The following is a 24842-nucleotide window of genomic DNA, read 5'->3' on the forward strand; positions in this document are numbered from 1 at the left end:
CTGACCGCCCGGTTTCCGCCGGGCCTGCCCTATGCGCTAACCTTGCTACGCCCTGCGCCCCCGTAGCTCAGGGGATAGAGCGTTCGCCTCCGGAGCGAAAGGCCGCAGGTTCGAATCCTGCCGGGGGCACACTTGTCGCGTCTGCTCAGAGGCGCTTTCCGATCGTCGACAACCCGAGTGGCCCCCTAGCGGTGCCCTCGGGTTTTTCGTTCACCGCTGCCGGGGGCTCCGTCACCGCGTCGAGGTCCATCACTTCGGCCAGCTGCAGGTGATGTTCCGACCTCCCGCTGCACAGACCGTGCCACATTCGGCATAATGAAGCGCATATCTGCGATAGACGTATCGACGCGACGCCGGGAGCCGATGTGCTGAACCGACAGATCTTCACCGATCCGCCGCGACCGCTGACCGAGCGCGAGGAGTGGGGCGCGCTCTACGAAGCGCGGCGGGCGGCGCGGCAGTCACGCAACTCACTGCGCACGGCACGCGGGCAGTACCGGCGATACCGGCGATACCGGCGGAGCCTTGGCGGCACCGCCTATCTGGACTGGCCGCGATGGAAAGCCGAGTACGACAAGACCTATCGCTCCATCGGCACGCCCATCCCACCCGGCAGCAACAGCCCGCCCAGCGTGTACTGACACGACGGCATCGCGGCCCGCAACCGGTCTACCCCGGCTCTGAACTCGGGCCCGGCCGCCCGGCAGTGGTGAAATGGGTAGGTGAGCGAACCACTCCCCGATCCCCCGCCCCGCGTCGCGCGGGTCCGCTCGCTCGTCTTCGCCGACGGTGCGCCCGTCTGGCGGTGGCGGGCCGGCCTGCGGGCCGCGGCGGCGGTGGGGATTCCCGGGGCGGCACTGGTCGCCGCGGGGCACGGCGCCTCGGCGCTCTTCGCGACGTTCGGCGCGTTCGCGGTGCTCTACGGCGAGGGCCGCGCGTACCGGATCCGCGCACAGGTCGTGGGTGCCGCGGGGTTGGCGCTGCTCGTCGCCGTGGCGATCGGCGCCACGATCGGATCGGCGATGCCCGCGGGCGGCGTCGTCCTCCGGACCTGCGCCGTGCTGATGACGGTGCTCCCCGCCGTGGCCGCCGTCTTCGTGGTCGACGCGCTGCGGCTCGGCCCGCCGGGCGCCCTGTTCTTCGCCCTCGTGGGGTCCGGCGCGCTGATCGCCGTGGAGTCCGGCGCCGATCCCGCGATGCTCGTCGCCGGCGCCGCCCTGGGCGCGGTCTCGTCCGTCCTCGTCTCGATGTCCGGGGCGCTCGTCGATCCGTCGGCGCCGCAGCGGGAGGCCGCGGGGCGCGCCATCGGGGCGGTGAACGCCTACCTCGCCGCCGACGGCCCGCCGTCCGTCGAGCGCCGGCACGCCGCGGGGTCGGCCCTGGTCGCGGCCTGGTCGACGATGGACGACGCGCGGGCGGCGCGCCGGCCCGCGGATGCCGAGCTCCTGGCCGACCTGCGGGATGCCAACCGGCGCTTCGCCGCGGCGTCCGCCGACGATGCGGACACGGAGGCCGACCCCACGCGCGCGGTCACCACGTCGCGGCTGCGGCCGACGATCGCCTACCGGCTCCGGCGGTCCCTGAGCCCGTCCTCGCACGCGGCGATCACCGCCGGGCGGGTCGGCGTCGCCTGCCTCGCCGCGGGCGGGGCGAGCATCGCGCTCGGCTTCGAGCGGCCGCACTGGGCGGCGATCAGTGCCCTCGTCGTGCTGCAGACCGGCGTCGACCGGGTGCACGGAACCGTGCGGGCGTTGCACCGGTTCCTCGGCACCGCGGTGGGCCTCGTCCTGTTCGCGGCGCTGCACGCGGTCGCGCCGCAGGGCTACGCGCTCATCGGGGTGGTCGCGGTGCTGCAGTTCTGCATCGAGATCCTCATCGTCCGCAACTACGCCGCGGCCGTCGTGGTGATCACGCCGGTCGCGCTCCTGGCGAGCGGGGCTGGCGTGACCGGTGGTGCGGCGGGCCCGGTGATGCGGGACCGTCTGCTGGAGACGCTGGTGGGCGTCGTGATCGCGCTGCTCGCGATGTACCTGTTGGACCCGGGCGCGCACCGTCGGACCTTCGCCTGGACCGACCGCCGGATCCGCGCCGCAGGCATCGAACTCGCCGATGTCGCCGAGGCCGCGCCGACGGGCGACGCCTCCGCCCGGGAGGCGGCGCGCCACCTGCACTTCGAGCTGGAGGGCGGCGTGCGCGCGGGCATCGATTCGATGCACAACGAGTCCGCGTGGACAGCGGAGCGGTGGCCACCGCGCGCCGCGCTGGTGCACGACGGGTACGACCTCGCCTCCGCGTTCTGGACCGCCCCGCCGGACGCGCCCCTCCCCGACGGTGCCTCCTGGCGGCGCCGGTTCGGCTGACCGTCAGGCCGCGCGGGCGTCGCCCTGCGACGGTGCGCACCAGGCGGTCTCAGCATCGTGGTCGGCGAGAAGTCGTTCGAGGAGCGGCGGCCCGTGGGGACCGTCGAGGACCCTCGCGATCAACTCGTGGTCGGCGCTGCTGTCCTCGGCCTGGCGGCGGAGGTCCTGTTCGACCCATGCGTCCCGGAACTGCGCGCGTCGCGCGCGCCACCGGGCGAGCGCCTCGCGGTAGAGCTCCAGAGCGTGGTGCCGATGGTTCACGCGGTGCGCGCCGCTGGGGTCGGCGCCTCGGCGCCAGCCGGTGCGGCCGGCGTAGGGCTCGCCCCGCGGGATGGTGATGGTCTCCCAACCGCGCGGGTTCTCCGTCAGGTCGGGGACGACCTTGCCGTGGTGCGCGTCGCAGGCGAGGGTCAGCGCGGTGACGTCGGTAGCGCCCCCGTCGGCCCACTCGGTGATGTGGTGGACCTGGCACCGGGTGGCGGGCGCATCGCACCCCGGTGCGCTGCAGCCCTTCTCGGCGCCGTACAGCGCGATCCGCTGATCGGCGGAGGCGAGGCGCTTCTCCCGCCCGAGGAACAGCGGACGCGAGGCCAGGTCGAGCACCAGGACGTACTTGGGATTGGTGCCCATCATGCGCAGCGCGTCCTCGACCGGGAGCCGCCCGCCGGTCGCGGTGGTCGCGATCCCCGTCTCGGACTCCAGTTGGTCGATCCCCAGGGTGATGATCGGGACGCAGGGCAGACCCCGATGGCTTCCGAGCTCGCCCGAGCCGATCGCCACGCCCAGCGCGTGCGCCAGCGCATCGTGGTTGCGCTGCGCGGCGCTCCGGGTGTCGTGCGCGGCGGCCTCGCGGACCGCGTCGGCGTCGCCCGGGTCGACGGGGGCCTCTGCGTCGTCGGGGTTGACGACGCCCGGGCGGGCGTACTTCTCCAACACCGCGTCGAGCAGGGCACGACACTCGGGTGAGAGAGCACCGCCGATGCCGGACATGAGGTCGTCGCCCTGCCCGGCCACGGTCAGTTCGCGCGAGCGCCGGATGCGGTCCCGATCGGGCTCGGCACCGTCGGGATCCAGGAGGGCGATGGCGCGCTTGCCGATCTGGTCGATGTCCTCCGGCGGCACGCTCTCCCCCGCCGTCACGAGGATCCCCTCGAGGTCGTCGAGATCGCCGCCGTTCAGCCGGTAGCAGGCATCGAGGATGCGCCCCATCGCGGTGGCGTGCCGTTCGGAGATCCGGCCCTCGCGCTGCCCCGCGGCGATGAGTTCGTACTTCGGTTCCGGCGCGAAGCCCCGCGCGTGCCGTGGCACGCGACTGTAGGCGCCGTGCATGCGCTCACGCGCCTCCGATCCCGCGAGACGCAGCTGATCGACGAGGAGCTCCTTGAGGCCGGTGTACCCGAGCTGCGCGGGAAGCCCCTGCTCGAAGGCGACCCCGGCGAGCAGGTTCTGGCCGTACGGGACCTTGCGGGCCGCCGTCTCCAGGCGGCGCAGGCTGTCGAGCACCTGCTGCGAGGAGAGCATCACCGGATCGGCAGCGGCGAGCCGCGCGGCAGCTTGTTCGAACACCTGAAGGGAATCGAGAAACTCCTCTGCTGTGCAGGAATCCATCGATATCCCCCCCTCGCGAATACCTCCATTCTAGATCGTTGTTCGAATCCGAACCACACACTCGAATGTTCATTCCTGGGCCGCTGCGCGCCGGAGCGTGAACAGCTGTCAGCGCTTGCGCGAGATCTCCATGCCGCCGTTGCCGGGCACCGTCACCGAGGTGAAGAGCCCGTCCGGATCGCGGACGAACTCGAGGTACTCGCGATACTCCGACGCGGCGCCGACCACGTTGTCGCACACCACGAGCGCACCGGGCCGCAGGTGCGGCGCCACCAGCCGCAGCGCGGGCAGCGCCATCGGCGTCCAGATGTCGACCAGCATGAAGTCGACGGGGCCGGTCAGGTCGGCGAGCGTCTCCCGCAGGTCGCCCTCGCGGATCTCGACGTACTCGGCGACCCCCGCCTCGCGCAGGTTCCGCAGCGCCCGCTGCACCTTCCCCGGCTCGTGCTCGGTGCCGATCACGATGCCCTCCTCGCCCTCGGCGAGGGTGTCGCGCACGGCCGCGGCGAGGTAGATCGTGGAGACCCCGAACGACGTGCCCGCCTCCACGATCCGCGTCGCGCCGATCGACCGGCACAGCATGTGGATGAGCGCCGCCTTCGCCGGCGCGATCGCGACGAGCTTGTCGGCGACGAACTCCTTCCCGGCCTCGCCCTGCGTGAAGTCGAGCGTCCGCTCGCGCAGCAGCGAGACGGCCATGCGCCGCGCCAGGCCGGGCACGTTCGCGATGATCTGCTTCTTGCTCTGCGCATGCAGCCTGTTGGCGACGGCGGCGGCGAGCGGATCCAGCGGCGACGGTGCGAGCTTGTCCATAGCCCGACCGTATAGACATTAGGCAGACCTAACAAGCGCCCTGATCGATATGGGCGCCCCGGTCGATCATGATCCTGTGGATCGCGCAGTACAGCTCCGTCACGAGAGCCATACCCAACAGCACGACCTCGACCACGACGAACGCCGAGTACCCCGGATACGACTGCACGACATCGTGCCGCCACGCCTCACTCGCGAGCAGCGCGGCGTGCACCAGCAGAACCGCGCAGCACCCCGTGATCGCGACGCGAGCCGCCGTCGACAACGCCCGCGCGCTCGCCACAGCGACCAGGCCGATGACCGCGACGACCGCCGCGAACGCCACGAACCGGATCGCCTCCACGCCGAGCTCCCCCGCGCCCGAGTAGGTGAACCGCCCCGCCCCGACCTCGTTCCGGACCCTTTGGGCCGCGACGGCGATGGATTCCAGCCTGCTCCGAACCTGCACGAGAGTCGCGAGGGCGACCACCGGCAGCACCAGTGCCGCCGCCGTCACCAACCACGGCGTGATCCACGGCCACGTCGCGCGCCCGTCTCCATCAGTCATGCAACAAAGCTAACACTGCTTTCGCCATCGTGAATAGAGTGTTAAGGCCGTAGTCATCAGCGCCGAGCACGAGCATGGAAAGCACAGCGAGCTGGCGCGGTTTCAGCACCCGAATCACCGGCCCGGCCGCTGCTCCGACGCTGATGTTCGGCCCGCCACCTACGATCGGGCCATGAGGATCGAGTCGTTCGACCCGCGAGTCGTCGTATCGGACAGCCGGGCGGCCCGGTGAACCGCCCTGTGGTCACCGAGGACTTCTTCACACCGGATGAGGCCGCCGCGACCTACTCACCGGAGCTGCCGCGAACCACCCGCAGCCACAACAGACTCATCGAGGAGTTCGGCACACCGCGCACGCCCCAGGAGGCAGCGCTGCTCGGGTGCCTGACGGCGCTGAGGGACGGTCGGATCACCGAGGAGTGGTGCGTCGGGGTGATCGACGCGGGCACCACCGGCGGCCTGTTCCACGTCGTCTACCGCTGGTGGGACCGGCCCCTCACGCTGGGATTCGCGACGGAGGCGACGATCTCACCGCTCTACGGCTTCCCCGACGACCCCGTCACGGTCGGTCGGGACGCCGCCGCCTTCTGCATCAGCGAGCCGCTCGGGACCGTCCGCGATCACCTCGCCCGCGACGCGGACGGCGTCCACTGGTGGGGAACGCCGCTGCCGGGGTGAGGTTTCAGGCCCGACGGTGGGCGACCGCGCGGAACAGCGACGGCGCCACCCGGCGGAGGACCTCCACCAGCACGATCGCGGCGCCACCGAACGCGAATCCGATGCCCACCGTGGCCGGGTCGCTGATGTCGAGGAAGAACTTCTCCTGCGCCAGCGGGATCGAGAACAGCACCACGTAGAACGCGACCGAACCGCCGACCAGCAGGATCTTCCACCAGGTGTACGGCCGCGCCACGATCCCGAGCACCCACAGCGAGCCGACGAGCAGCGTGATCAGCGCCGCGGTCGACGCCTGGATCTGCTCGACGCTCAGCGTCGCGGCCTTCCCGCCCAGCGCCGCCCCGGAGCCGCCCGGGTTCACGACCAGATAGCACAGGAAGGTGGCCAGGCCGATTCCCACGCCCGACGGTGCCGCGAGCCGCAGCACGCGCCCGACGAACCCCGTCTTGGCGCGCTCGTTGTTGGGCGCCAGGGACATCACGAACGCCGGGATACCGATGGTGAACCAGGCCGCGATCGTCACGTGGATCGGCTGGAACGGGTACGAGATCGGCGCGAAGCCGAAGACCTTGGCGCCCAGCCCCGCCAGGCCCACGAGCCACGCCAGCAGCACCGCGTAGACGGTCTTGGTGAGGAAGAGGTTCGCGACCCGCTCGATGTTGCCGATCACCCGCCGACCCTCGCCCACCACGTAGGGCAGGGTGGCGAACTTGTTGTCCAGCAGCACAATCTGGGCGACGGACCGGGCCGCGGAACTGCCGGACCCCATCGCCACGCCGATGTCGGAGTCCTTGAGCGCCAACACGTCGTTCACGCCGTCGCCGGTCATGGCGACGGTGTCGCCGCGCGACTGCAGCGCCTTGACCATCGCCCGCTTCTGGTCGGGCCGCACGCGCCCGAAGGTCACGTTGTCGGTGACCATGTCCGCCAGCTGGTCGTTGTCCGAGGGCAGCTTCCGCGCGTCCACCGACGAGTCGGGCGAGCCGAGGCCCAGCGAATGCGCGACCGCGCCCACGGACACGGCGTTGTCCCCCGAGATCACCTTCACGGCGACGCCCTGCGAGTCGAAGAAGTCGAGCGTGTCGCGCGCGTCGACGCGCACGCGCTGTTCCAGTGCGATCAGGGCCCGCGGCACCAGGTTCCCGGGCGCCTCCAGCCCGTCGACCTCGGTGTCCACCGGCAGGTCGGTCGACGCCACCAGCAGCACCCGCAGCCCCGTCGAGCCCAGCTCGGTGGCGCGCCGGGCACCGTCGGACTCGGGATCGAGGAGGACATCGGCGGCGCCGAGGATCCAGTTGCCGCGCGGCGCATCCCCGTCGGCGAGCGAGATCCCGGACCACTTCTTGGCGGAGCTGAACGGCGCCACGGCGGCGGCGCGCCACGACGGCGCATCGGGGTAGGTCTCGGCGATCGCCTGCACACTCGCGTTGGGGCGCGGGTCGAGCGCGGCGACGGCGGCGAGCGCGGTCTCGATGTCGGCGCGATCGCCGTCCAGCACATCGAGTTCCGAGAGACGCATGCCGTTCTCGGTGAGCGTGCCGGTCTTGTCCGCACACACCACGTTCACGCGGGCCAGGCCCTCGATCGCGGGCAGCTCCTGCACGAGGCACTTGCGCTGCCCGAGCCGGACGACGCCGACCGCGAAGGCGATCGAGGTCATGAGCACGAGCCCCTCGGGCACCATCGGGACCAGGGCCGCGACCATGCCCAGGATCGCCTGGTTGAGTTCCTGTTTCGAGATCACCAGCTGGTTGAAGACGGTGAGCACGCCGGCCGGGACCAGCAGCCAGGTGATCACCTGGAGGATCTTGTCGATACCCGAACGGAGCTCGGAGTCGACGAGGGTGAACTTGCTGGCCTCGTCGGCGAGCTGCGCGGCGTAGGCGTCGGCGCCGACCTTCGTGGCGCGGTAGGCACCCGAGCCGGAGACCACGAAGCTGCCGGAGAAGATCTCATCCCCCAGTTGCTTGTCGACGGGATCGGCCTCGCCGGTGAGCAGCGACTCGTCGACCTCGAGGGCCTCGAACTCGATCGTCTCGCCGTCGACGACGATCTGGTCGCCGGGCCCGATCTCGATCACGTCGTCCAGCACGACCTCGGACTGCCCGACCTCGGTGGCGGCGCCGTCGCGCCNCACGACCGGGCGGGCCTGCCCGACGATGGCCAAGGAGTCCAGCGTCTTCTTGGCGCGCAGCTCCTGGATGATGCCGATGCCCGAGTTGAACACGATGAGCAGGCCGAACAGGCCGTTGATGAGCGAGCCGGTGAACAGCACCAGCAGGAACAGCACCCCGAGCATCGCGTTGATGCGGGTGAAGACGTTGGCGCGGATGATGTCCCACGTGCTCCTACCCGACCGGTTGGGCAGCGTGTTGACCCGGCCGTCGCGCACCCGCTCGGCGACCTGCGCCGCGGTGAGGCCGGACGCGGGAACGCCGGAGGTCGTGTCGGGGGCAGCAGTCATGACCGCGAGTCTAATGACGGACCCGGGCCCACGGCCCTGCGGTGACGTCCGTGACACCGCGTGTTGTTAGGTTCCCCTCGTGACCGCGCCGACGCCGAGCCGCGCCCTGTACCCCCTCTACGCCGCGGGCTTCACCACCGCCTTCGGCGCCCACAGCATCGCCGCGATCCTCGGCGGCCTCACCGGCTCGGCCGGATCTCAACTGTTGGCGCTCGGCGTCCTGCTCGCCCTCTACGACGGTGCCGAGGTCCTCCTCAAACCGATCTTCGGCACGCTCGCGGACCGGATCGGTCCGCGCCCCGTGCTGCTCGGCGGGCTCGTCGCCTTCGCGATCGCCTCGGCGGCGTTCGTCCTGGCCGGCAACCCCGGACTCCTCGCGGTGGCCCGCTTCGCGCAGGGCGCCGCCGCAGCGGCCTTCTCCCCCGCCGCGAGCGCGATGGTCTCCCGGCTCACCCCGGACACCGCGCAGGGCCGCGCCTTCGGCGGCTACGGCGCGTGGAAGGGCCTGGGCTACACGCTGGGCCCGGTGCTCGGCGGGGCCCTCATCTGGGCCGGCGGCTACCCCCTGCTGTTCGGGGTGCTCGGCGGCGTCGCCGCGCTGGTCGCCGCGTGGGCGTTCGGAGTCGTGCCGGCGCTCGATCCGCTGCCGCGGCAGCGGCAGACCGTCGTCGATCTGGCCCGCCGGCTCGGCTCGCGCTCGTTCCTGCTCCCCACGGCGGCGCTCGCGGGTTCGACCGGCGTGCTCGCGGTCGGCGTGGGCTTCCTGCCCGTCGCCGGGTCCGAGCACGGGATGGGACCGCTGTTCACCGGCGCCGTCGTCTCCGTGCTCGCCCTCACGGCGTCGCTGGTGCAGCCCCGGGCCGGGCGGGCGCGCGACGCCGGACGCCTGTCCGACGGTGCGGGCATCGCCTCGGGCCTGACCCTCGCCGCGCTCGGCCTGCTCGCGGTCGCGATCCCCGGACCCACCGGGATCGTGGTGTCCGCGATCGCCATCGGAGCGGGCGTCGGCCTGGTGACGCCGCTCGGCTTCGCCCACCTCGCGCAGAACTCCCCGAAGGAACGCCTGGGACAGACGATGGGCTCCGCCGAGATCGGGCGTGAGCTCGGCGACGCGGGCGGCCCGCTCCTGGTCGGGGCCCTCGCGGCGGCCGCCGGTCTCACCGCGGGCCTCGCCGGCCTGACCGTCGTGCTCGTCGTGATCGCGCTCGCCGCGCTCCGCCTGCGGTAGCAGCCGCCCCTGCTCGGCGCCCACCATGGTGTGCGGCACCGTCGAACCTGGGAATCCGGCGAATCGCCCGCGGGCGCAGCGCGGTGGCGGCGAAGATGCACGCACCCCGCTCGCACCGCCCCCGCAAGGAGTCACCATGCCCGCTCGCCCCGCCGTCGACCTCGGATCCTGGATCGTCCGGCGCGCCGCCGTCAGCGCGGATCGCCCCGCCATCACCTACGGCGAGACGACGTGGAGCTACCGGGAGTTCGCGGACCGGGTCGACCGGCTCGCGGCGGAACTCGCCGCGGGCGGCGTCGGCACGGGCGACCGGGTGGGATACGTGGGCTTCAACCACCCCGACTTCCTCACCACCATGTTCGCCGCCTCCCGCGCCGGAGCCGTCTTCGTGCCGTTGAACTTCCGCCTGACCTCGGCGGAGCTGGAGTACATCCTCACCGACGCCGGCGTGCACACCCTCGTCGCCGACGCCGACCGCGCCGCCGTCGTGGAGCCGGTGCGGGCCTCGTCGGGCATCTCGCGGGCCATCGCCCTGGAGCCGGTGGACGGCTGGGAGCAGCTCGACGCCCTCCTCGCGGCGCGCGCGCCGATCGCCGAGCCGCAGTCGCCCGCGGAGGACGACCTCGCGCTCATCATGTACACCTCCGGGACCACGGGCCGCCCCAAGGGCGCGATGCTCACCCACGGAAACATGTTCTGGAACAACATGAACGCGCTGCTGAGCCTCGACACCATGTCGACGGACATCAGCCTCGTCGCGGCGCCGCTCTTCCACATCGGCGGCCTCAACGTGACCACGCTGATCACCCTGCAGAAGGGCGGCCGGCTGGTGATCCTGCCCGCCTTCGACCCCACGGCCGCGCTGCAGCTCATCGAGAAGCACCGGGTCACCACGATGTTCGGCGTGCCCGCGATGTTCCTGTTCATGAGCCAGGTGCCGGCCTTCGAGACCACCGATCTCTCCAGCGTCCGCCAGTTCACCTGCGGCGGCGCGCCCGTCCCCGAGCCGCTCATCGCGCTCTACAACGGGCGGAGCATCCCGTTCTGCCAGGGTTACGGGCTCACCGAGACCGCACCGCTCGCCCTCGTCATGGACGTCTACGACACCGCCCGCAAGATCGGCGCCGCCGGCCACCGCGTCCTGCCCCTCTCCGAGGTCGCGCTGCTCGGGCCCGACGGTGCGCCCGCCCCCGCCGGGGAGCGCGGCGAGGTGTGCGTGCGCGGCCCGCAGGTCACGCCCGGCTACTGGCAGAACCCCGACGCCACCGGCGCCGCGATCGACGCCGACGGCTGGTTCCACACGGGCGACGTCGGCGAACAGGACTCCGACGGCTATGTCACGGTGGTCGACCGGGTGAAGGACATGGTGATCTCGGGCGGCGAGAACGTCTACCCGGCGGAGGTCGAGTCCGTGCTGTACCGCCACCCGTCGATCGCGGAGGTCGCGATCATCGGTACGCCGCACGAGAAGTGGGGCGAGGCCGTGACCGCGATCGTCGCGCTCAAGCCGGAGGCCTCGCTGACGCTGGAGGAGGTCCGCGAGTTCGCGAAGGACTCCCTCGCGCCCTACAAGCTGCCGCTGGCCCTGCACCTCGTGGACGCCCTGCCCCGCAACCCCGCCGGCAAGGTGCTCAAGTTCAAGCTGCGCGAACAGGTCTAGCCCAGAGCGACCTCGGTGACGCCGTCGCGGCCGCGGAGGGCGTCGAAGCGGCCGGGGACGCAGCTGAAGACGATCACCTGCGCGCCGCGGCCGGCCTCGACGAGCGCGTCCGCCATCGCGCCGAGGCGAGTAGGATCGCTGTGGCCGAGGGCGTCGTCGAAGATGACGGGGGCGCCGTCGGCACCGTCGACCAGGCGGGCGCAGGCCAGCCTGCTGAGCACGCCCAGCTGCTCCTGCGCGCCGCCGGACAGGGAGTCGAAGGGCACGGTCACCCCGTCGACGGTGCGCGAGGCGATGGTCAGGTCGTCGCCGACCGTGATGGTGAGCGGATCGCCGAAGACGGTGCGGCCCAGCTCCTCCAGCGCCCGCTGGTACGGGGCCTGCACGCGGGCCCGGCGGGCGTCGCGGTGGGCGGTGAGCGTGTCGTGCAGCAGCGCCGCCGCGCGGGCCCGCTCCTCCACCGACACCAGGCTGCGCTCGGCGTGCACGTGCTCGGCCTCGGCGGCATCGAGCCGGTCGCGGCGGCCGTCGGCCTGGAACAGCTGCAGCTGCCCGCCCAGCCCGGCGAGCTCCTCGCGGGCAGACGCCTCCGCCGCGCGTGCCCGCTCGTCCTGCGCGCGGGCGGCGGCGAGCCGGGACGCGAAGCCCGCGACGTCGGCCTCGCGGGCCGCGGCCTCGTGCTCGGCGACCTGAGCCGCGGCGGCCTCGCGGGCGGCGACGGCGGCGTCGNCGGCCTCGCCGAGCGCCTCATCGGAGGCCTCGGCGCGGGCGCGCTCCAGCTCGGCGGTCAGCTCGGCCGCCTGGTGGTCGAAGTCCTGCAGGCGGTTGGCCGCGGTGCGGGCCGTGACGTCGGCGGTGTGCAGCTCCTGCTGCTTCTGCCCCAGCTGCTCGCGCGTGCGCCGCTCCTCGCCGCGCGAGGCGACCTCGGCCTGGGTGGCGTCCATGAGGTTCGCCTTGGCGCGCTCGGGATCGACGGCCAACAGCTCCGGATCGACCGCCGCCTCGAGCGCGACGATCCGCTCGGCGGACTCCTCGGCGAGCTGCCGCAGCTCCGCGAGGGTGTTATCACCGAGGGCGTGGGCGAGGGCGATCCGCGCCTCCTGCAGTTCGATCTCGATCGCCTCCCGCTGCTCGTGCAGCTCGCGGGCCTCGGCGGCGTCCGCGGCGCCGGCGTCGCGGCACGCGGTGAGCAGGGCGGTGTGCGCGGCCTTCACCTCCGCCGCGGCGTCGGCGCTCTCGCCGCGCTGCGTCACCTCGATGCGCACCGCGCCGGGCACCTCGATGACGGTGCCGTTCCCGGCGACCACCTCGACCGGCTCCTCGCCGATGTTCCGGCCGTCGACGAGCACGTCGGAGAAACCCAACCGCTCCAGTGTGAGGGTGGCCGCGAGCGCGGAGAAGCGGGCCTGCGCCTTCTCGTAGCGCTGCTCGGCGACCGCGATGGTCTGCAGGGCGCGGCGGTCGAGCGGGTTGGCGGCCAGCCGGTTCCGAGCGTCCTCGACGTCCTTGCCGAGGAGCTGCGCCTGCTCGATCCGCTTCACGATCCGCTGGTAGCCCACCGACTCGCGGGCGTAGTCGACGGCGTACTGCGCCTGCGACTTCCGCTCCCGCCGGTCGGCCGAGACCGCCGCGAGCTCGTGCACCGTGGTCTCGAGCCACGACGTCTCCGCGGCGAGCACCTCGCGGTCCGCGAGCGCCCGGTCGCGCTGCACCCGCACCTGCGCCGTGCGCTCGACGGCGAGGGCCGACCTGTCGACGAGCCGGCGCCGACGGTTCGCGGCGTCGCCCGCGTGCTGCTCGCGCAGCAGCGCCGATTCGTGCGCCGCGCGGGACTGCGCCAGCTTCGACTGGAGCGCCCCGATCCGCTCCTGGTCGGCGCTCACCGCCTCCAGGGCCGCGGCGGCGGCGGACCGTCGTTCCACGAGGGCTCCGAGGCGCGCGGAGGCGAGGGCGTGCTGCTCGACGACCCGGTCGACCTCGCGCAGCGCGGCCTCGGCCTCGTCCAGCGCGGCGCGCGCGGCGGCCTCGCGGGCGCGGGCCGCGGACAGCTCGCCGGTGGGGCGGCCCGTGGGGGTGAAGTAGCGGGCCCGCTCGGCGGCGACGGCCTCGGCCAGCCGCTCGGCGCCCGGCTCGTCCTCCCCCGCGCCGCCCGACGCAGAGTCCAGGGCCTTCGCGAAGGCGCTGCTGTCGCGCAGCGAGGGCTGGCCCGGGCCGGGACCCTGCAGCACGGTGAGCGCGGCGAGCAGGTCACCGTCGACGTGGGCGGCCATCTGCTCCGCCACCCACGACTCGGCGCTGCCGCCGGTGAGCTGCAGCGGCGTGGGCTCCAGCACCGTGAGCACCGTGCCGGGGCGGCGGTGGTACTGCTTGGCGTAGACGAACCGGTACGGGCCGACGGTGAGCTCGGCCTCGACGAACGGGCCGGCGTCGCGGTGCGCGGGGCACACGGCCTCCACGCGCTGGGACTTCGACGTGGCCTTGACCTCCAGCAACAGCTGCAGCGCCTCGACCATCGACGACTTGCCGGCCTCGTTCGGGCCGTGCAACAGGGTGACCCCGGTATCGGCGAAGGCGATCTCGCGCGCCTCGACACCGCGGAAGTCCTTGACCGCCAGGCGGTGCAGCCTCATGCGCCCACCTCCTGGCGGGTGAGGCGGTAGAGCAGGGCGAGCGCCCCGGAGGCGTTGGCCGCGCGCTCCCCGCCGCTGCGCGCGACGCCCAGCAGCTCCTGCGCCGCGTCCGCGGCCGGGCCGGTGAGCTCGAGCGCGTCGAGCTCCGCCTCGCCCGGCAGCACCGCGAGGTCGGTCTTGCGCTCCCACAGCTCGACGGCCGCGAACCGCGCTCGCAGCGCTTCGATCTCGGCGTCCAGCCGGGCCTTCGCCGCGAGCCCGACGGTGCCGGTGAAGCCCACCTTGACCACGGTGCGGTCCTTGTCCGGCAGCGCCGCGAGCGCGCCGACGGCGGCATCGACGTCGCGCTCGGCCGTGAGCGGGAACTCGCGGGCGGCGAACCGCCAGGTCCCGACGCGCGCCGGTTCCACCCGCGCCGGGCCGGCGTCGGGGACGTCGACCACGAGCACCGAGCCGGACGCCGTCTCCTTGTGGTCGAAGTTCGTGACCTCCGGGGCGCCCGAGTACCAGATCCCCGGGGCGACCTCGGTGACCGAGTGCCGGTCCCCGAGGGCGACGTAGTGCAGCTCGCCGGCGGCGATCCGCGCCGACACCGCGGCGACGTCGATCAGGCGCTGATCCTGCGCGCCCACCGGCAACGTGCCGCCGTGCCCGACGGCGATGCGGAGGGTCCCCGCGGCGGGCGGTGCGGCCGCGGCGACGGCCTCGGTGAGCGGGTCCCCGGTGGGGTGCTTGGAGAACCACGGCGCCGCGAGCAGTTCGACACCGGGGCGCACCTCGTGCACCCCGGGGGTGTCGAGGACGACGACGTTGGCCGGGCGGTGGCGCGCGAAGACCTCGGAGGTGTAGATCGAGGCGGCGTCCAGCGGGTCGTGATTGCCGGGCAGCAGGTACACGGGGCACTCGATCGCGGCGATCCGGTCGAGGCTGCGGGCGACGACGGCGGGCGCGAGCCGGTTGTCCTCGAAGACGTCACCGCAGACGACGACGAACTCCGCCTCCCGCTCGGCCGCGAGGGCGCCGAGGCGGGAGATCGCATCCAGCCGGGCGTCGGTGAAACGGGCCTGCGCATCCGCGTCGAGGAAGTGCCGGGTCATCCCCAGCTGCCAGTCCGCCGTGTGCAGGAACCGCATCTCTCACCCCCTCGTAGGTCGCCCCTCAGGGTAGTGACCCCCACCGACAAGTCCGGTCACCGACGCGGCCCCGTCACGTCACCGCGGGTCGCGGAGGCGATCGTAGAGCTCCGCCAGCTCGTCGGAGGCCTCGGCGACGTCGGCGGGCTTCGTGCCGGTGCGGCGCAGCGCCATGCGCAGCAGCGCGGGGTCGAGCAGGGTCATGGCGTCGATCGGGGACGGCTCGGGCAGCGGCGGAAGGTCGTAGCCCTCTCCGTAGAAGGCCGAGGCACCCGCGTCCCAGGCGTCGGGGTCCCAGCCGGCGCGGGCACCGTCGGGCTCCGGATCCGACGGTGCCGGGCCGTCCCGCTCGGACGTGCTCACCCGCGCGAGCAGGCCCGCGAGCGGGACGCCCGCGAAGTCGAGGATCAGCGACGGGTCCGCATCGGCGGCGGCACAGAACTCGTAGGTCAGGGCCAGGGCGTGCACGCACGCGCCGGAGTCGTCGGGGCAGGCGCAGTCGACGATCACGTCGGACGCGGTCTCGGGAAGCACGAGCTCCCCCAGCGTGCGCCCCAGCTCACCGCGCGTGACGCCGAGCAGCTCCGCGGCCGCGCCCTGCGCCACCAGCAGGGAGACCACCGCGGCCGCGTCGCCGGGCACCCGCGACAGCGCGACGGCGAACGGGTCGAGCTGGCTGCCCTGCACCGTCGCGGTGATCGACGCGGGCACGACGGCCGGCGCGTACACCTGATGCTCCTGGTAGAGCCGCCGCGCGTACTGGATCTTGCGGCGCTCCGTCACCTCCTCGCGCTGCTGGATGAGCCGCCGACTGAACCACGTCGCGCCCATGGGCCGCGCGGTGTCGCGCGCCTTCCGCGCCACCTAGACCACCGCCCCGTCGCGCAGGGCGACCAGCTCGTACAGCTCGTCGTTGTTCAGCTCCGTCAGCCAGGCCTCGCCCGTCCGCACCGTCATGGACGAGAGCTCCTTCTTGGCCGCGATCACCCCGTCGATGCGCTCCTCCAGCGTCCCCGCGCAGACGAACTTCCGGACCTGGACCGCCCGCGTCTGCCCGATGCGGAAGGCCCGGTCGGTGGCCTGGTTCTCGACGGCCGGATTCCACCAGCGGTCCACGTGGATCACATGATTCGCGGCGGTGAGATTGAGGCCCGTGCCGCCCGACTGCACCGTCGCGATCAGCGCGGGGGCGCCGTCGCCGGACTGGAACCGCGCCACCAGCGCGTCGCGCTCGGCGCGGGGCACGGCACCGTCGAGCACGGGGACCTCCGCGCCGAGCAGGCCCGTGAGCCAGGGCTGGAGCATGCGCCCGAACTCGGCGTACTGGGTGAAGACGAGCGCGCGCTCCCCCTCGTCCGCGACGGTGGTGAGGATGTCGGCGAGCAGCTCGACCTTGCCCGAGCGGTGCTGCCCGCGGCGCAGCAGCGGCGATCCGTCGCCGAGGTAGTGCGCGGGGTGGTTGCAGATCTGCTTGAGCCGGGTCAACGAGGCCAGCACGAGGCCGCGCCGGCCCATGCCCTGCGACTCGCGCAGCTCCTCCACCAGCCGGTTCAGCACGGCCTGGTACAGCCCCGCCTGCTCGGGCGTGAGCGAGGCGCGCACCGTGAACTCGGCCTTCTCCGGCAGCTCCGGGGCGATCGCGGGGTCGGTCTTCTCGCGCCGCAGGATGAACGGCGAGGTCAGGGTGTTCAGGCGGCGCACGGCGGCCTGGTCCTGCTCGCGCTCGATGGGCAGCGCGAACCGGTTGCGGAAGGTGCGAGCCGAGCCGAGCAGGCCGGGGTTGACCAGGTCGATCACGGCGCGCAGGTCCTCCAGGCGGTTCTCCACCGGCGTGCCGGTGAGCGCGACCCGGTGGGCGGCCGGAATCGACCGAACGGCCTTGGCCGCAGCCGTGTTCACGTTCTTGATGTGCTGCGCCTCGTCCACGACGACCCTGCCCCAGTGATGCCCGGCCAGCAGCTCCCGGTCGCGCGCGGCGAGCGCGAAGGTGGTGACCACCACGTCGGAGTCCGCCGCGACCCGCCCGAACTCCTCGCCCGTGGGCCGATCGGCGCCGTGGTGCACGTGCACCCGCAGGCCCGGGGCGAAGCGCTGCGCCTCCGCGACCCAGTTGCCGACCACCGACATGGGGCAGACGAGCAGCGTGGGCCGGACCGCCTCCCCCGCCTCGCGCTCGTGGCACAGCAGCGCGAGCACCTGGATCGTCTTGCCCAGGCCCATGTCGTCGGCGAGGACGGCGCCGATCCCGCTGTGCCACAGCGTGACCAGCCACTCGAGCCCGCGCAGCTGGTAATCGCGCAGCCGGGCCTTGAGCGTCGACGGGGCCGTCACCTCCGCCGGGGCGATGGTGCCGCCGCGGTAGACGGAGTCGAGCCAGCCGAGGCCGTCGACCGCGGCGAGCGGGGCGGGCAGCGCGGCGGGGTCGGCGATCATGCCGAGCAGGTCACTGAGGTCCGTGCCGGACTCGGCGGCGGAGCGCTGCTCGGCGACGAACCGCGCCGCCTGCGCCAGCGTGCGGCGGTCGGCGCGCACCCACTTGCCGCGGACCTCCACCAGCCCGGACGCCGAGTTCGCCAGGGAGGCCAGCTCGCTCGCGGTGAGCACGGTGTCGCCGACGGCGAGCTGCCACGCGAAGTCCTTGATCTCGGCGAGGCCCGCCTGCACCGTGAGCGCGGTGCGGCCGGGCTGCTCCCGCCCCACGAGCCGCAGCGCGGGGCGCACCGTCGCGATCGACGCGGGCAGCAGCACCTCGTAGCCGGCCTTCGTCAACCCCGGCGCGCCCTCGAGGAAGAGCGCCTCCGCCTCCTCGGTGGTGAGCAGGAAGTCCAGCGACGAATCGTCCTGCGCGGCCCGCTTGAGCGGCGGGTACACCGCCAGGGCCCGGGCCAGGTCGCCCGCCAGGTCGTCCAGGTCGACGGGGCTCATCCGGCCCGGGTCGGCGCGCACGGGCGCGGCGCCGGGGACACGCCGGCACACCTCGAGCCGCCAGAGGGTCGGCGGGGCGCCGCCCGCGGCGCCGGGAGCGGGGTGAGCGGGCCGCATCGGGTACGGCGCCAGCGGGTTCTCGCTCGGGCTGCGGCCGTCGGGCTCGACGAGGCGCAGCACCAGCAGGGTCTCGGCGGAGCGGACGCTGCCCGCCCACTCGGTCCACGCGGCNGCGGCCNCGGCGTCGNCGACGAGGCGGGCCGGGAGGGGCTCGCCGTCGACCAGGGCGCGCAGCGCCGGCGCCGCCACCCAGGGCCACGGCCCGTCGCCGAGCCGCTGTCGCGCGTACCGGTCGGCGAGCTCCGCGGCCATGTCGAGGATCGCCGCGAGGTCGCCCGTGCGGCGCAGCACCGGCGGCATCGCGGCCGCCGCGGTCTGCGCCCAGGTGCGCCACTGCACCGATTCGACGGGCGCCCAGCGCACGATCTGATCGCCGTCGTCACTGCGCAGCGCGGGGCTCACGGCCCCGGCGGCCACGAACCGCTCGACGGACTTCGCGACCCACCGCAGGTACCGCAGGTCGCCGGCACCGTCGGACGGGCTGAGCGCGTCGAGCAGCGCGGCGGCGCGGGCGGGGCCGAGGGTGAGGGCCGGCGCGACGAGGCGGCCGTGCGGCCCGGCGAACGTGACGGAGCGGCGCGGGCGGCGGTCACCGAGAACCTCGGCGACGGGCGCGGGCAGCGCCGCGAGGTCGGGCTCGGCGGTCGGCTCGCCGACCTCGTCGGTGAACCACAGCGCGAGCCCGAGGCCGGGGCGCCACAGCCCGTGCGCCGCTGCCAGGGGACGGGGCATGGACGGCCTCCCCTACTCCGGGGTGGAGCGGTAGGCCTCGTGCCGGTGGCGCAGACGGTGCCGCAGGTGTGCGTCCACCGTCGGCCACTCGTGCCGGAGGATCGAGAAGAGCACCGCGTCCTGCAGGGCGCCGTTGCGGTAGCGCTTGTAGCTGCGCAGCACCCCGTCCTGCTTCGCGCCGAGCCGGGCGATCGCCTCGCGCGACTGGGTGTTGACCCACTGGGTGCGCAGGCCGATGCACTCGCAGCCGAGCGCGTCGAAGGCCTGCGCGAGCAGCAGCAGCTTGGATTCGGCGTTGGTGCCGGTGCCGTGCGCCGAGGCGCGGTTCCAGGTGTAGCCGATCTCCATCCGCGGGACCGTCGCGTCGATGTCGTAGTACGTGGTCATGCCGAGCACGCGGCCCGCGGCGTCGATCGCGGTGAAGGGGATCATCTCGCCCCGCTCCTGCAACTGCAGGCGGCGGTCGATCTCGGCGCGCAGGCCCGCCGGGGCGGGCACCGAGGTGTACCAGCGGTCCCACAGCTGCCCGTCCTCGAGCGCCTCGAGCAGGCCGTCGTGCTGGTCGTGCGCCAGCGGCACGAGCGTGACGAGGTGCCCCGTCAGGGTGACGGGCTCGAGCGGGGTCAGGAAGGCCATGGCTCGCAGGCTACTGCGGGGCACTGACGACGAGCCGCTCCAGCGCGGCCCGGATCCCGTCCGGGATCCCCGAGGGACGGCGCGTCTCCCGGTCGACGAAGACGTGGACGAACCAGCCCTCCGCGGCCGGGGCTCCGGCACCGTCGAACAGGGTCACGGCGTAGGTGACGCTGGACCGGCCCAGCTTGGTGACCGCGAGCCCGGCGGTCACGGGCTCGGGGAAGGCGAGCGGGGCGTCGTAGCGGCAGTGAGATTCCACACACAGGCCGATGGTGGCGCCGTCGTGGATGTCGAGGCCGCCCTCGCGGATGAGGAAGGTGTTGATCACCGTGTCGAAGAAGCTGTAGTAGACGACGTTGTTGACGTGCCCGTACACGTCGTTGTCCTTCCAGCGCGTGGGGATGACCAGGGTGTACGGCTGCTCGTCGATGGTCGGCACGGTCTCCGACGGTACGCGGGCGGGGCACGGGGCCGTGCGCCGGTCGGGAACTTTCCAGGGGCCGTCGGGGGTTAGATGGGGTGAAAGGTCACCCGACCGCTTCCGACGGAGGACACCATGGCGAACAAGCCCGCGCGCATCCAGCCCGATCAGCCCGACCTCCCCGCCGTCCAGCACGGCGGTGGCGGGGTCCTGGGTTCCGTCATCGACCGCGCCGCCCGCCTGCAGGCGCCCGCCGTCGCGAAGTACGTCGCGAGCCTGCGCGCCGACCACCCGGACGAGTCCCCCGCGCAGATCATCGCGCGGCTGGAGAAGCGGTACCTGCTCACCGTGACGGGCACCGGCGGCGCGGCCGGCGCGACCGCGGCGGTCCCCGGCGTCGGCACCCTGGCCGCGATCGGCACCGTCGGCGCCGAGACGGTGGTGTTCATGGAGGCCTCGGCCCTCTACGCCCTGGCCGTCGCCGAGGTCTACGGCATCTCCCCCGAGGACCGCGAGCTGCGCAAGGCCCTGGTCCTCACCGCCGTGCTCGGCGAGGCCGGGCTCGGCGCCCTGCGCGCGACCGTCGGCGCCAAGAACGCCTCCCTCATGAACCTCAAGAAGAACCCCACCCAGATCCCGGGCCTGGGCAGCATGAACAAGCAGCTGATGAAGATGTTCAGCCGCCGGTTCCTGGCGAAGAAGTCGCCGCTGATCCTCGGCAAGCTGCTCCCCGCGGGGATCGGCGCCGTGGTCGGCGCGGGCGGCAACCGGGTCCTGGGCAAGGGCGTGATCAAGAACTCCCGGACCGCCTTCGGCCCCGTCCCCGCGACATGGCCCACCGCCCACCTGCGGGTGGTCGAGGGTTCCACGACCGACGCTTCCACGCCCGGCCTGCCGGGGCCCGCCCCGGAGTGACCGGGGCCGCGGAACGGGAGTAACCGACACAGGTTTTCCGTGGTGGACTACCCTGGACCGCGCGGACCTGCGCCCTCTGCGATCCAGTGCGGCGCGCGCTTGATACGACGATGATGAATCGAGGCGAGGACCTGCCGTGAGCAGCAGTTCTGTATCGGATTTCGGCCAAAACGAGTGGCTGGTCGAGGAGATGTACGAGCGGTTCAAGGCCGACCCGAATTCGGTCGACCCGAGCTGGCACGAATTCCTCTCGAAGTACACCCCGGGTGGCGCGGACGGCGCCGGCGCGGCGAGTAACGNCNCGGCCCCCGCGTCGTTCCCCGACGAGGAGGAGCGCACCGTGCTCCGCGGCGCCGCGAACGCGGTCGTCAAGAACATGAACGCCAGCCGCGAGGTGCCGACCGCGACGTCGGTGCGCTCGATGCCGGTCAAGGTGATGTTCGACAACCGCGTGGTGATCAACAACCACCTCGCGCGCACCCGCGGCGGCAAGATCAGCTTCACCCACATCCTGGGCTACGCCCTGGTGCAGGGCGTCAAGGCCTTCCCCAACATGAACCGGCACTTCGCCGAGGTCGACGGCAAGCCGAACGCGGTGACCCCGCCGCACGTCAACCTGGGCATCGCCATCGACCTGGTCGGCAAGAACGGCAGCCGCAGCCTCGTGGTCGCGGGCGTCAAGGAAGCCGAGACGATGGACTTCGGCCAGTTCGTGGCCGCCTACGAGGACATCGTGCGCCGCGCCCGCACCGGCAAGCTCGGCGCCGAGGACTTCGCCGGCGTCACCATCTCGCTGACCAACCCCGGCGGCATCGGCACCGTGCACTCGGTGCCCCGCCTGATGGTCGGCCAGGGCGCCATCATCGGTGTCGGCGCCATGGAGTACCCGGCCGAGTTCCAGGGCGCGAGCGACGAGAAGATCGCCGAGCTCGCGGTCGGCAAGCTGACCACCCTGACCTCGACGTACGATCACCGCATCATCCAGGGCGCCGAGTCCGGCGACTTCCTGCGGTACGTCCACGAGCTCACACTGAGCGACGATTTCTGGGACGACATCTTCCGCACGATGCACGTGCCCTACGAGCCGATCCGCTGGCGGCAGGACATCCCCGCCCACGGCATCGACAAGGACGCCCGCGTCCTCGAGCTCATCGCGGCGTACCGGGCGCGCGGCCACCTCATGGCCGACGTCGACCCGCTGCGCTACAACAACGAGAGCCTCGAGTCGCACCCCGACCTGAACGTGCTCACCTACGAGCTCACCCTGTGGGACCTCGACCGCACGTTCAACGTCGGCGGCTTCCACGGCGCCGAGCGGCTCAAGCTGCGCAAGGTGCTCTCGGTGCTGCGCGACGCCTACTGCCGCCACGTCGGCATCGAGTACGCGCACATCCTCGAGCCGGAGCAGCAGAAGTGGCTGCAGGAGCGCGTGGAGACGAAGGACGTCAAGCCCACCGTCGCCGAGCAGAAGTACATCCTCAGCAAGCTCAACGCCGCCGAGGCCTTCGAGACCTTCCTGCAGACCAAGTACGTCGGGCAGAAGCGCTTCTCGCTGGAGGGCGCGGAGTCCGTCATCCCGATGATGGACGCCGTGCTGGACCAGGCCGCCGAGCACCAGCTCGACGAGGTCGTCATCGGCATGCCGCACCGCGGCCGGCTGAACGTGCTGGCGAACATCGTCGGCAAGCCCTACAGCAAGATCTTCACCGAGTTCGAGGGCAACCTGAACCCGTCGCAGGCGCACGGCTCCGGCGACGTGAAGTACCACCTCGGCGCCGAGGGCAAGTACTACCAGATGTTCGGCGAGAACGAGATCACCGTCTCGCTGGTCGCCAACCCCTCGCACCTCGAGGCGGTCGACCCGGTGCTCGAGGGCATCGTGCACGCCAAGCAGGACATGGCGAACCCGCCCGAGGGCGAGCACCCGATCATGCCGCTCATGCTGCACGGCGACGCGGCCTTCGCCGGCCAGGGCGTCGTGGCGGAGACGCTGAACATGGCGAACCTGCCCGGCTTCTCCAACGGCGGCACGATCCACATCGTGGTGAACAACCAGGTCGGCTTCACCACCTCGCCGGAGAACTCGCGCAGCTCGCAGTACTGCACCGACGTGGCGAAGATGATCGGTGCGCCGATCTTCCACGTCAACGGCGACGACCCCGAGGCGTGCGTCTGGGTGGCCAAGCTGGCCGTCGACTTCCGCGAGAAGTTCGACAAGGACGTCGTCATCGACCTCGTCTGCTACCGCCGCCGCGGCCACAACGAGGGCGACGACCCGTCGATGACCCAGCCCGGCATGTACGACGTGATCGACACCAAGCGCGGTGTCCGCAAGTCCTACACCGAGGCCCTCATCGGTCGTGGCGACATCTCGACCAAGGAGGCCGAGGACGCGCTGCGCGATTACCAGGGCCAGCTGGAGCGGGTGTTCAACGAGGTCAAGGAGCTCGAGAAGTTCCAGCCCGAGCCCGCGCCGTCGATCATCGCCGACCAGCCGCTGCCGAGCGCGCTCGTGACCGCGGTGCCGCTGGAGCAGATCCAGCGCGTGGGCGACGCCTACGCCAACGTGCCCGAGGGCTTCACCGTGCATCCGCGTGTGGCCCCCGTGGTCAAGCGCCGCTTCGAGATGTCGCGCGACGGCGGCATCGACTGGGCGTTCGGCGAGCTCCTCGCGTTCGGCACCCTGCTCGAGGAGGGCCGCACGGTCCGCCTCGCCGGCCAGGACAGCCGTCGCGGCACGTTCACGCAGCGCCACGCGGTGCTCATCGACCGGCAGTCGGGCGCGGAGTACACCCCGCTCGAGCACCTCGGGCCCGACGGCACCGCGTCGCCCGGCCGATTCGAGGTGCTGGACTCCGCACTCACCGAGTTCGCCGGCCTGGGCTTCGAGTACGGCTACTCCGTGGCCGACGAGTCGGCGCTGGTGTGCTGGGAGGCGCAGTTCGGCGACTTCGTCAACGGCGCGCAGTCGATCATCGACGAGTTCATCAGCTCGGGCGAGGCCAAGTGGGGCCAGACCTCCGGCGTCACGCTGCTGCTCCCCCACGGCCACGAGGGTCAGGGCCCCGACCACACGTCGGCGCGGATCGAGCGCTTCCTGCAGCTGTGCGCCGAGGGCTCGATGACGGTCGCGATGCCGTCGACGCCGGCCTCGTACTTCCACCTGCTGCGCCGCCACGCCCTCGACGGCGTGCGCCGCCCGATGGTGGTCGCAACGCCGAAGTCGATGCTGCGCAACAAGGCAGCGGTCAGCCCCGTCGAGGACTTCACCAGCGGCAAGTTCCGCTCGGTCATCGACGACCCGGCGTTCGAGGTGAACGGCGGCGACCGCAGCAAGGTCACCAAGCTGCTGCTGGTCTCCGGCAAGCTCTACTACGAGCTGGAGGCGCGCCGCAAGAAGGACGGCCGTGAGGACGTCGCGATCGTCCGCATGGAGCAGCTCTACCCGCTCCCGTCGCGGCGCCTGCCGGCCACGCTCGACCTGTACCCCAACGCGACCGACGTGCGCTGGGTGCAGGAGGAGCCGGCCAACCAGGGCGCATGGCCGTTCTTCGGCCTGGCGCTGCCGGAACTCGACGGTCGCCTGATCGGCATCAAGCGCGTCTCGCGGCGCGCCATGTCGGCGCCGTGCTCCGGCTCGTCCAAGGTGCACGCCGTGGAGCAGGCCCAGATCATCGACGAGGCCTTCCTCGTCTAGATCGACCCGGTCACGATCCAGGGCCGGTCCTCCTTCGGGAGGACCGGCCCTGTCCGTTGCCGGGCGCAGGCGCACCGGCCGCGCCCGGATCGGCCGCCATCGTCCCATCGACTCTCGGATCGTGTCCACTCCGGACACGCTGTCCGCACCGGTCAGAATCCGAGTGTCGAGCGAAAGGTGTGCGGAGCGGGGAAGCCGGGGACGCCCCCGAACGAGGGACGGGCGGCGGCGACGCCGTCGAGCGCATCGGAGCGCCCGAGCCGTTAGGCGAGGGC

16 protein-coding genes, 1 tRNA gene and 3 pseudogenes are annotated in these 24842 nt (G+C 72.6%); 9 read left to right on the forward strand and 11 right to left on the reverse strand.

Annotated features, from left to right (window positions below; translation table 11 throughout):
• Positions 1-56: 56 nt before the first annotated feature.
• From ACNAYW_RS20200 to ACNAYW_RS20210, 3 genes are all read left to right on the forward strand, one after another.
• Positions 57-129: transfer RNA gene (locus ACNAYW_RS20200), tRNA-Arg, on the forward strand.
• Positions 130-365: 236 nt separating this feature from the next.
• The gene (locus tag ACNAYW_RS20205) at positions 366-641 is read left to right on the forward strand and encodes a hypothetical protein (protein WP_415851434.1); all 276 of its coding nucleotides are present in this window, start codon (positions 366-368) and stop codon (positions 639-641) included.
• A gap of 81 nt (positions 642-722) precedes the next feature.
• Entirely contained in the window at positions 723-2360 is a 1638-nt protein-coding gene (locus tag ACNAYW_RS20210) for an FUSC family protein (RefSeq protein ID WP_415851435.1), read from the forward strand.
• Positions 2361-2363: 3 nt separating this feature from the next.
• Here ACNAYW_RS20210 and ACNAYW_RS20215 read toward each other — a convergent pair whose 3' ends face one another.
• The 3 genes from ACNAYW_RS20215 to ACNAYW_RS20225 form a co-directional block, all read right to left on the reverse strand.
• Positions 2364-3926, reverse strand: coding sequence for an HNH endonuclease signature motif containing protein (locus tag ACNAYW_RS20215; RefSeq protein ID WP_415851436.1), 1563 nt, complete (start codon positions 3924-3926; stop codon positions 2364-2366).
• A 150-nt stretch (positions 3927-4076) separates the two neighbouring features.
• Complete coding sequence (locus ACNAYW_RS20220) at positions 4077-4781, reverse strand: O-methyltransferase (protein ID WP_415851437.1); 705 nt, start codon at positions 4779-4781, stop codon at positions 4077-4079.
• A gap of 28 nt (positions 4782-4809) precedes the next feature.
• Complete coding sequence (locus tag ACNAYW_RS20225; protein ID WP_415851438.1) at positions 4810-5328, reverse strand: hypothetical protein; 519 nt, start codon at positions 5326-5328, stop codon at positions 4810-4812.
• 228 nt (positions 5329-5556) lie between these two features.
• Between ACNAYW_RS20225 and ACNAYW_RS20230 the strand changes: the two genes are divergently transcribed.
• Positions 5557-6006, forward strand: a complete 450-nt coding sequence (locus tag ACNAYW_RS20230; RefSeq protein ID WP_415851439.1) for a hypothetical protein — start codon at positions 5557-5559, stop codon at positions 6004-6006.
• 4 nt (positions 6007-6010) lie between these two features.
• Here the strand turns inward: ACNAYW_RS20230 and ACNAYW_RS20235 are convergent.
• A partial coding sequence (locus tag ACNAYW_RS20235) for an HAD-IC family P-type ATPase (protein WP_415851440.1) occupies positions 6011-8139 on the reverse strand: 2129 nt, incomplete at its 5' end.
• A gap of 1 nt (position 8140) precedes the next feature.
• Positions 8141-8470 (reverse strand): annotated as a pseudogene (locus tag ACNAYW_RS20240) (cation-translocating P-type ATPase); the annotation flags it as partial.
• A 79-nt stretch (positions 8471-8549) separates the two neighbouring features.
• Here ACNAYW_RS20240 and ACNAYW_RS20245 point away from each other — a divergent pair.
• Both ACNAYW_RS20245 and ACNAYW_RS20250 read left to right on the forward strand, forming a co-directional pair.
• Complete coding sequence (locus ACNAYW_RS20245; RefSeq protein ID WP_415851441.1) at positions 8550-9698, forward strand: MFS transporter; 1149 nt, start codon at positions 8550-8552, stop codon at positions 9696-9698.
• A gap of 136 nt (positions 9699-9834) precedes the next feature.
• Positions 9835-11358, forward strand: a complete 1524-nt coding sequence (locus ACNAYW_RS20250; protein ID WP_415851442.1) for an acyl-CoA synthetase — start codon at positions 9835-9837, stop codon at positions 11356-11358.
• Between the two features lie 730 nt (positions 11359-12088).
• Here ACNAYW_RS20250 and ACNAYW_RS20255 read toward each other — a convergent pair.
• From ACNAYW_RS20255 to ACNAYW_RS20280, 6 genes and pseudogenes are all read right to left on the reverse strand, one after another.
• A pseudogene (locus ACNAYW_RS20255) lies at positions 12089-13988 on the reverse strand (AAA family ATPase); the annotation flags it as partial.
• On the reverse strand, positions 13985-15121 hold the full coding sequence (locus ACNAYW_RS20260) for a metallophosphoesterase family protein (RefSeq protein ID WP_415851443.1): 1137 nt from the start codon (positions 15119-15121) through the stop codon (positions 13985-13987). The pseudogene ACNAYW_RS20255 and the gene ACNAYW_RS20260, both read right to left, overlap by 4 nt.
• Positions 15122-15199: 78 nt before the next feature.
• Positions 15200-15985: a hypothetical protein gene (locus ACNAYW_RS20265; protein WP_415851444.1), complete on the reverse strand. Its 786-nt coding sequence runs from the start codon at positions 15983-15985 to the stop codon at positions 15200-15202.
• Positions 15986-18277: DEAD/DEAH box helicase (locus ACNAYW_RS20270; RefSeq protein ID WP_415851445.1), on the reverse strand; the 2292-nt coding region annotated here is incomplete at its 5' end.
• Positions 18278-18910: 633 nt separating this feature from the next.
• A complete protein-coding gene (locus tag ACNAYW_RS20275) occupies positions 18911-19534 on the reverse strand; it encodes a GNAT family N-acetyltransferase (protein ID WP_415851446.1) in 624 nt (207 codons plus the stop codon).
• Between the two features lie 10 nt (positions 19535-19544).
• Complete coding sequence (locus tag ACNAYW_RS20280; protein WP_415851447.1) at positions 19545-19973, reverse strand: acyl-CoA thioesterase; 429 nt, start codon at positions 19971-19973, stop codon at positions 19545-19547.
• Positions 19974-20090: 117 nt separating this feature from the next.
• On the opposite strand from ACNAYW_RS20280, the gene ACNAYW_RS20285 reads away from it, so the two are divergent.
• The 3 genes and pseudogenes from ACNAYW_RS20285 to ACNAYW_RS20295 form a co-directional block, all read left to right on the forward strand.
• Positions 20091-20870 carry a hypothetical protein gene (locus tag ACNAYW_RS20285; protein WP_415851448.1) on the forward strand — a complete coding sequence of 260 codons (780 nt, stop codon included), beginning with the start codon at positions 20091-20093 and terminating at the stop codon, positions 20868-20870.
• Positions 20871-21006: 136 nt separating this feature from the next.
• Positions 21007-21171, forward strand: a 165-nt coding sequence (locus ACNAYW_RS20290; protein WP_415851449.1) for a 2-oxoglutarate dehydrogenase E1 subunit family protein, incomplete at its 3' end; no start/stop codon positions are given.
• Position 21172: 1 nt separating this feature from the next.
• A pseudogene (locus ACNAYW_RS20295) lies at positions 21173-24567 on the forward strand (multifunctional oxoglutarate decarboxylase/oxoglutarate dehydrogenase thiamine pyrophosphate-binding subunit/dihydrolipoyllysine-residue succinyltransferase subunit); the annotation flags it as partial.
• Between the last annotated feature and the right edge of the window lie 275 nt (positions 24568-24842).

Origin of the sequence: Tsukamurella ocularis, assembly GCF_965138335.1 — a bacterium.
Classification (GTDB): Bacteria; Actinomycetota; Actinomycetes; order Mycobacteriales; family Mycobacteriaceae; genus Tsukamurella; species Tsukamurella ocularis_A.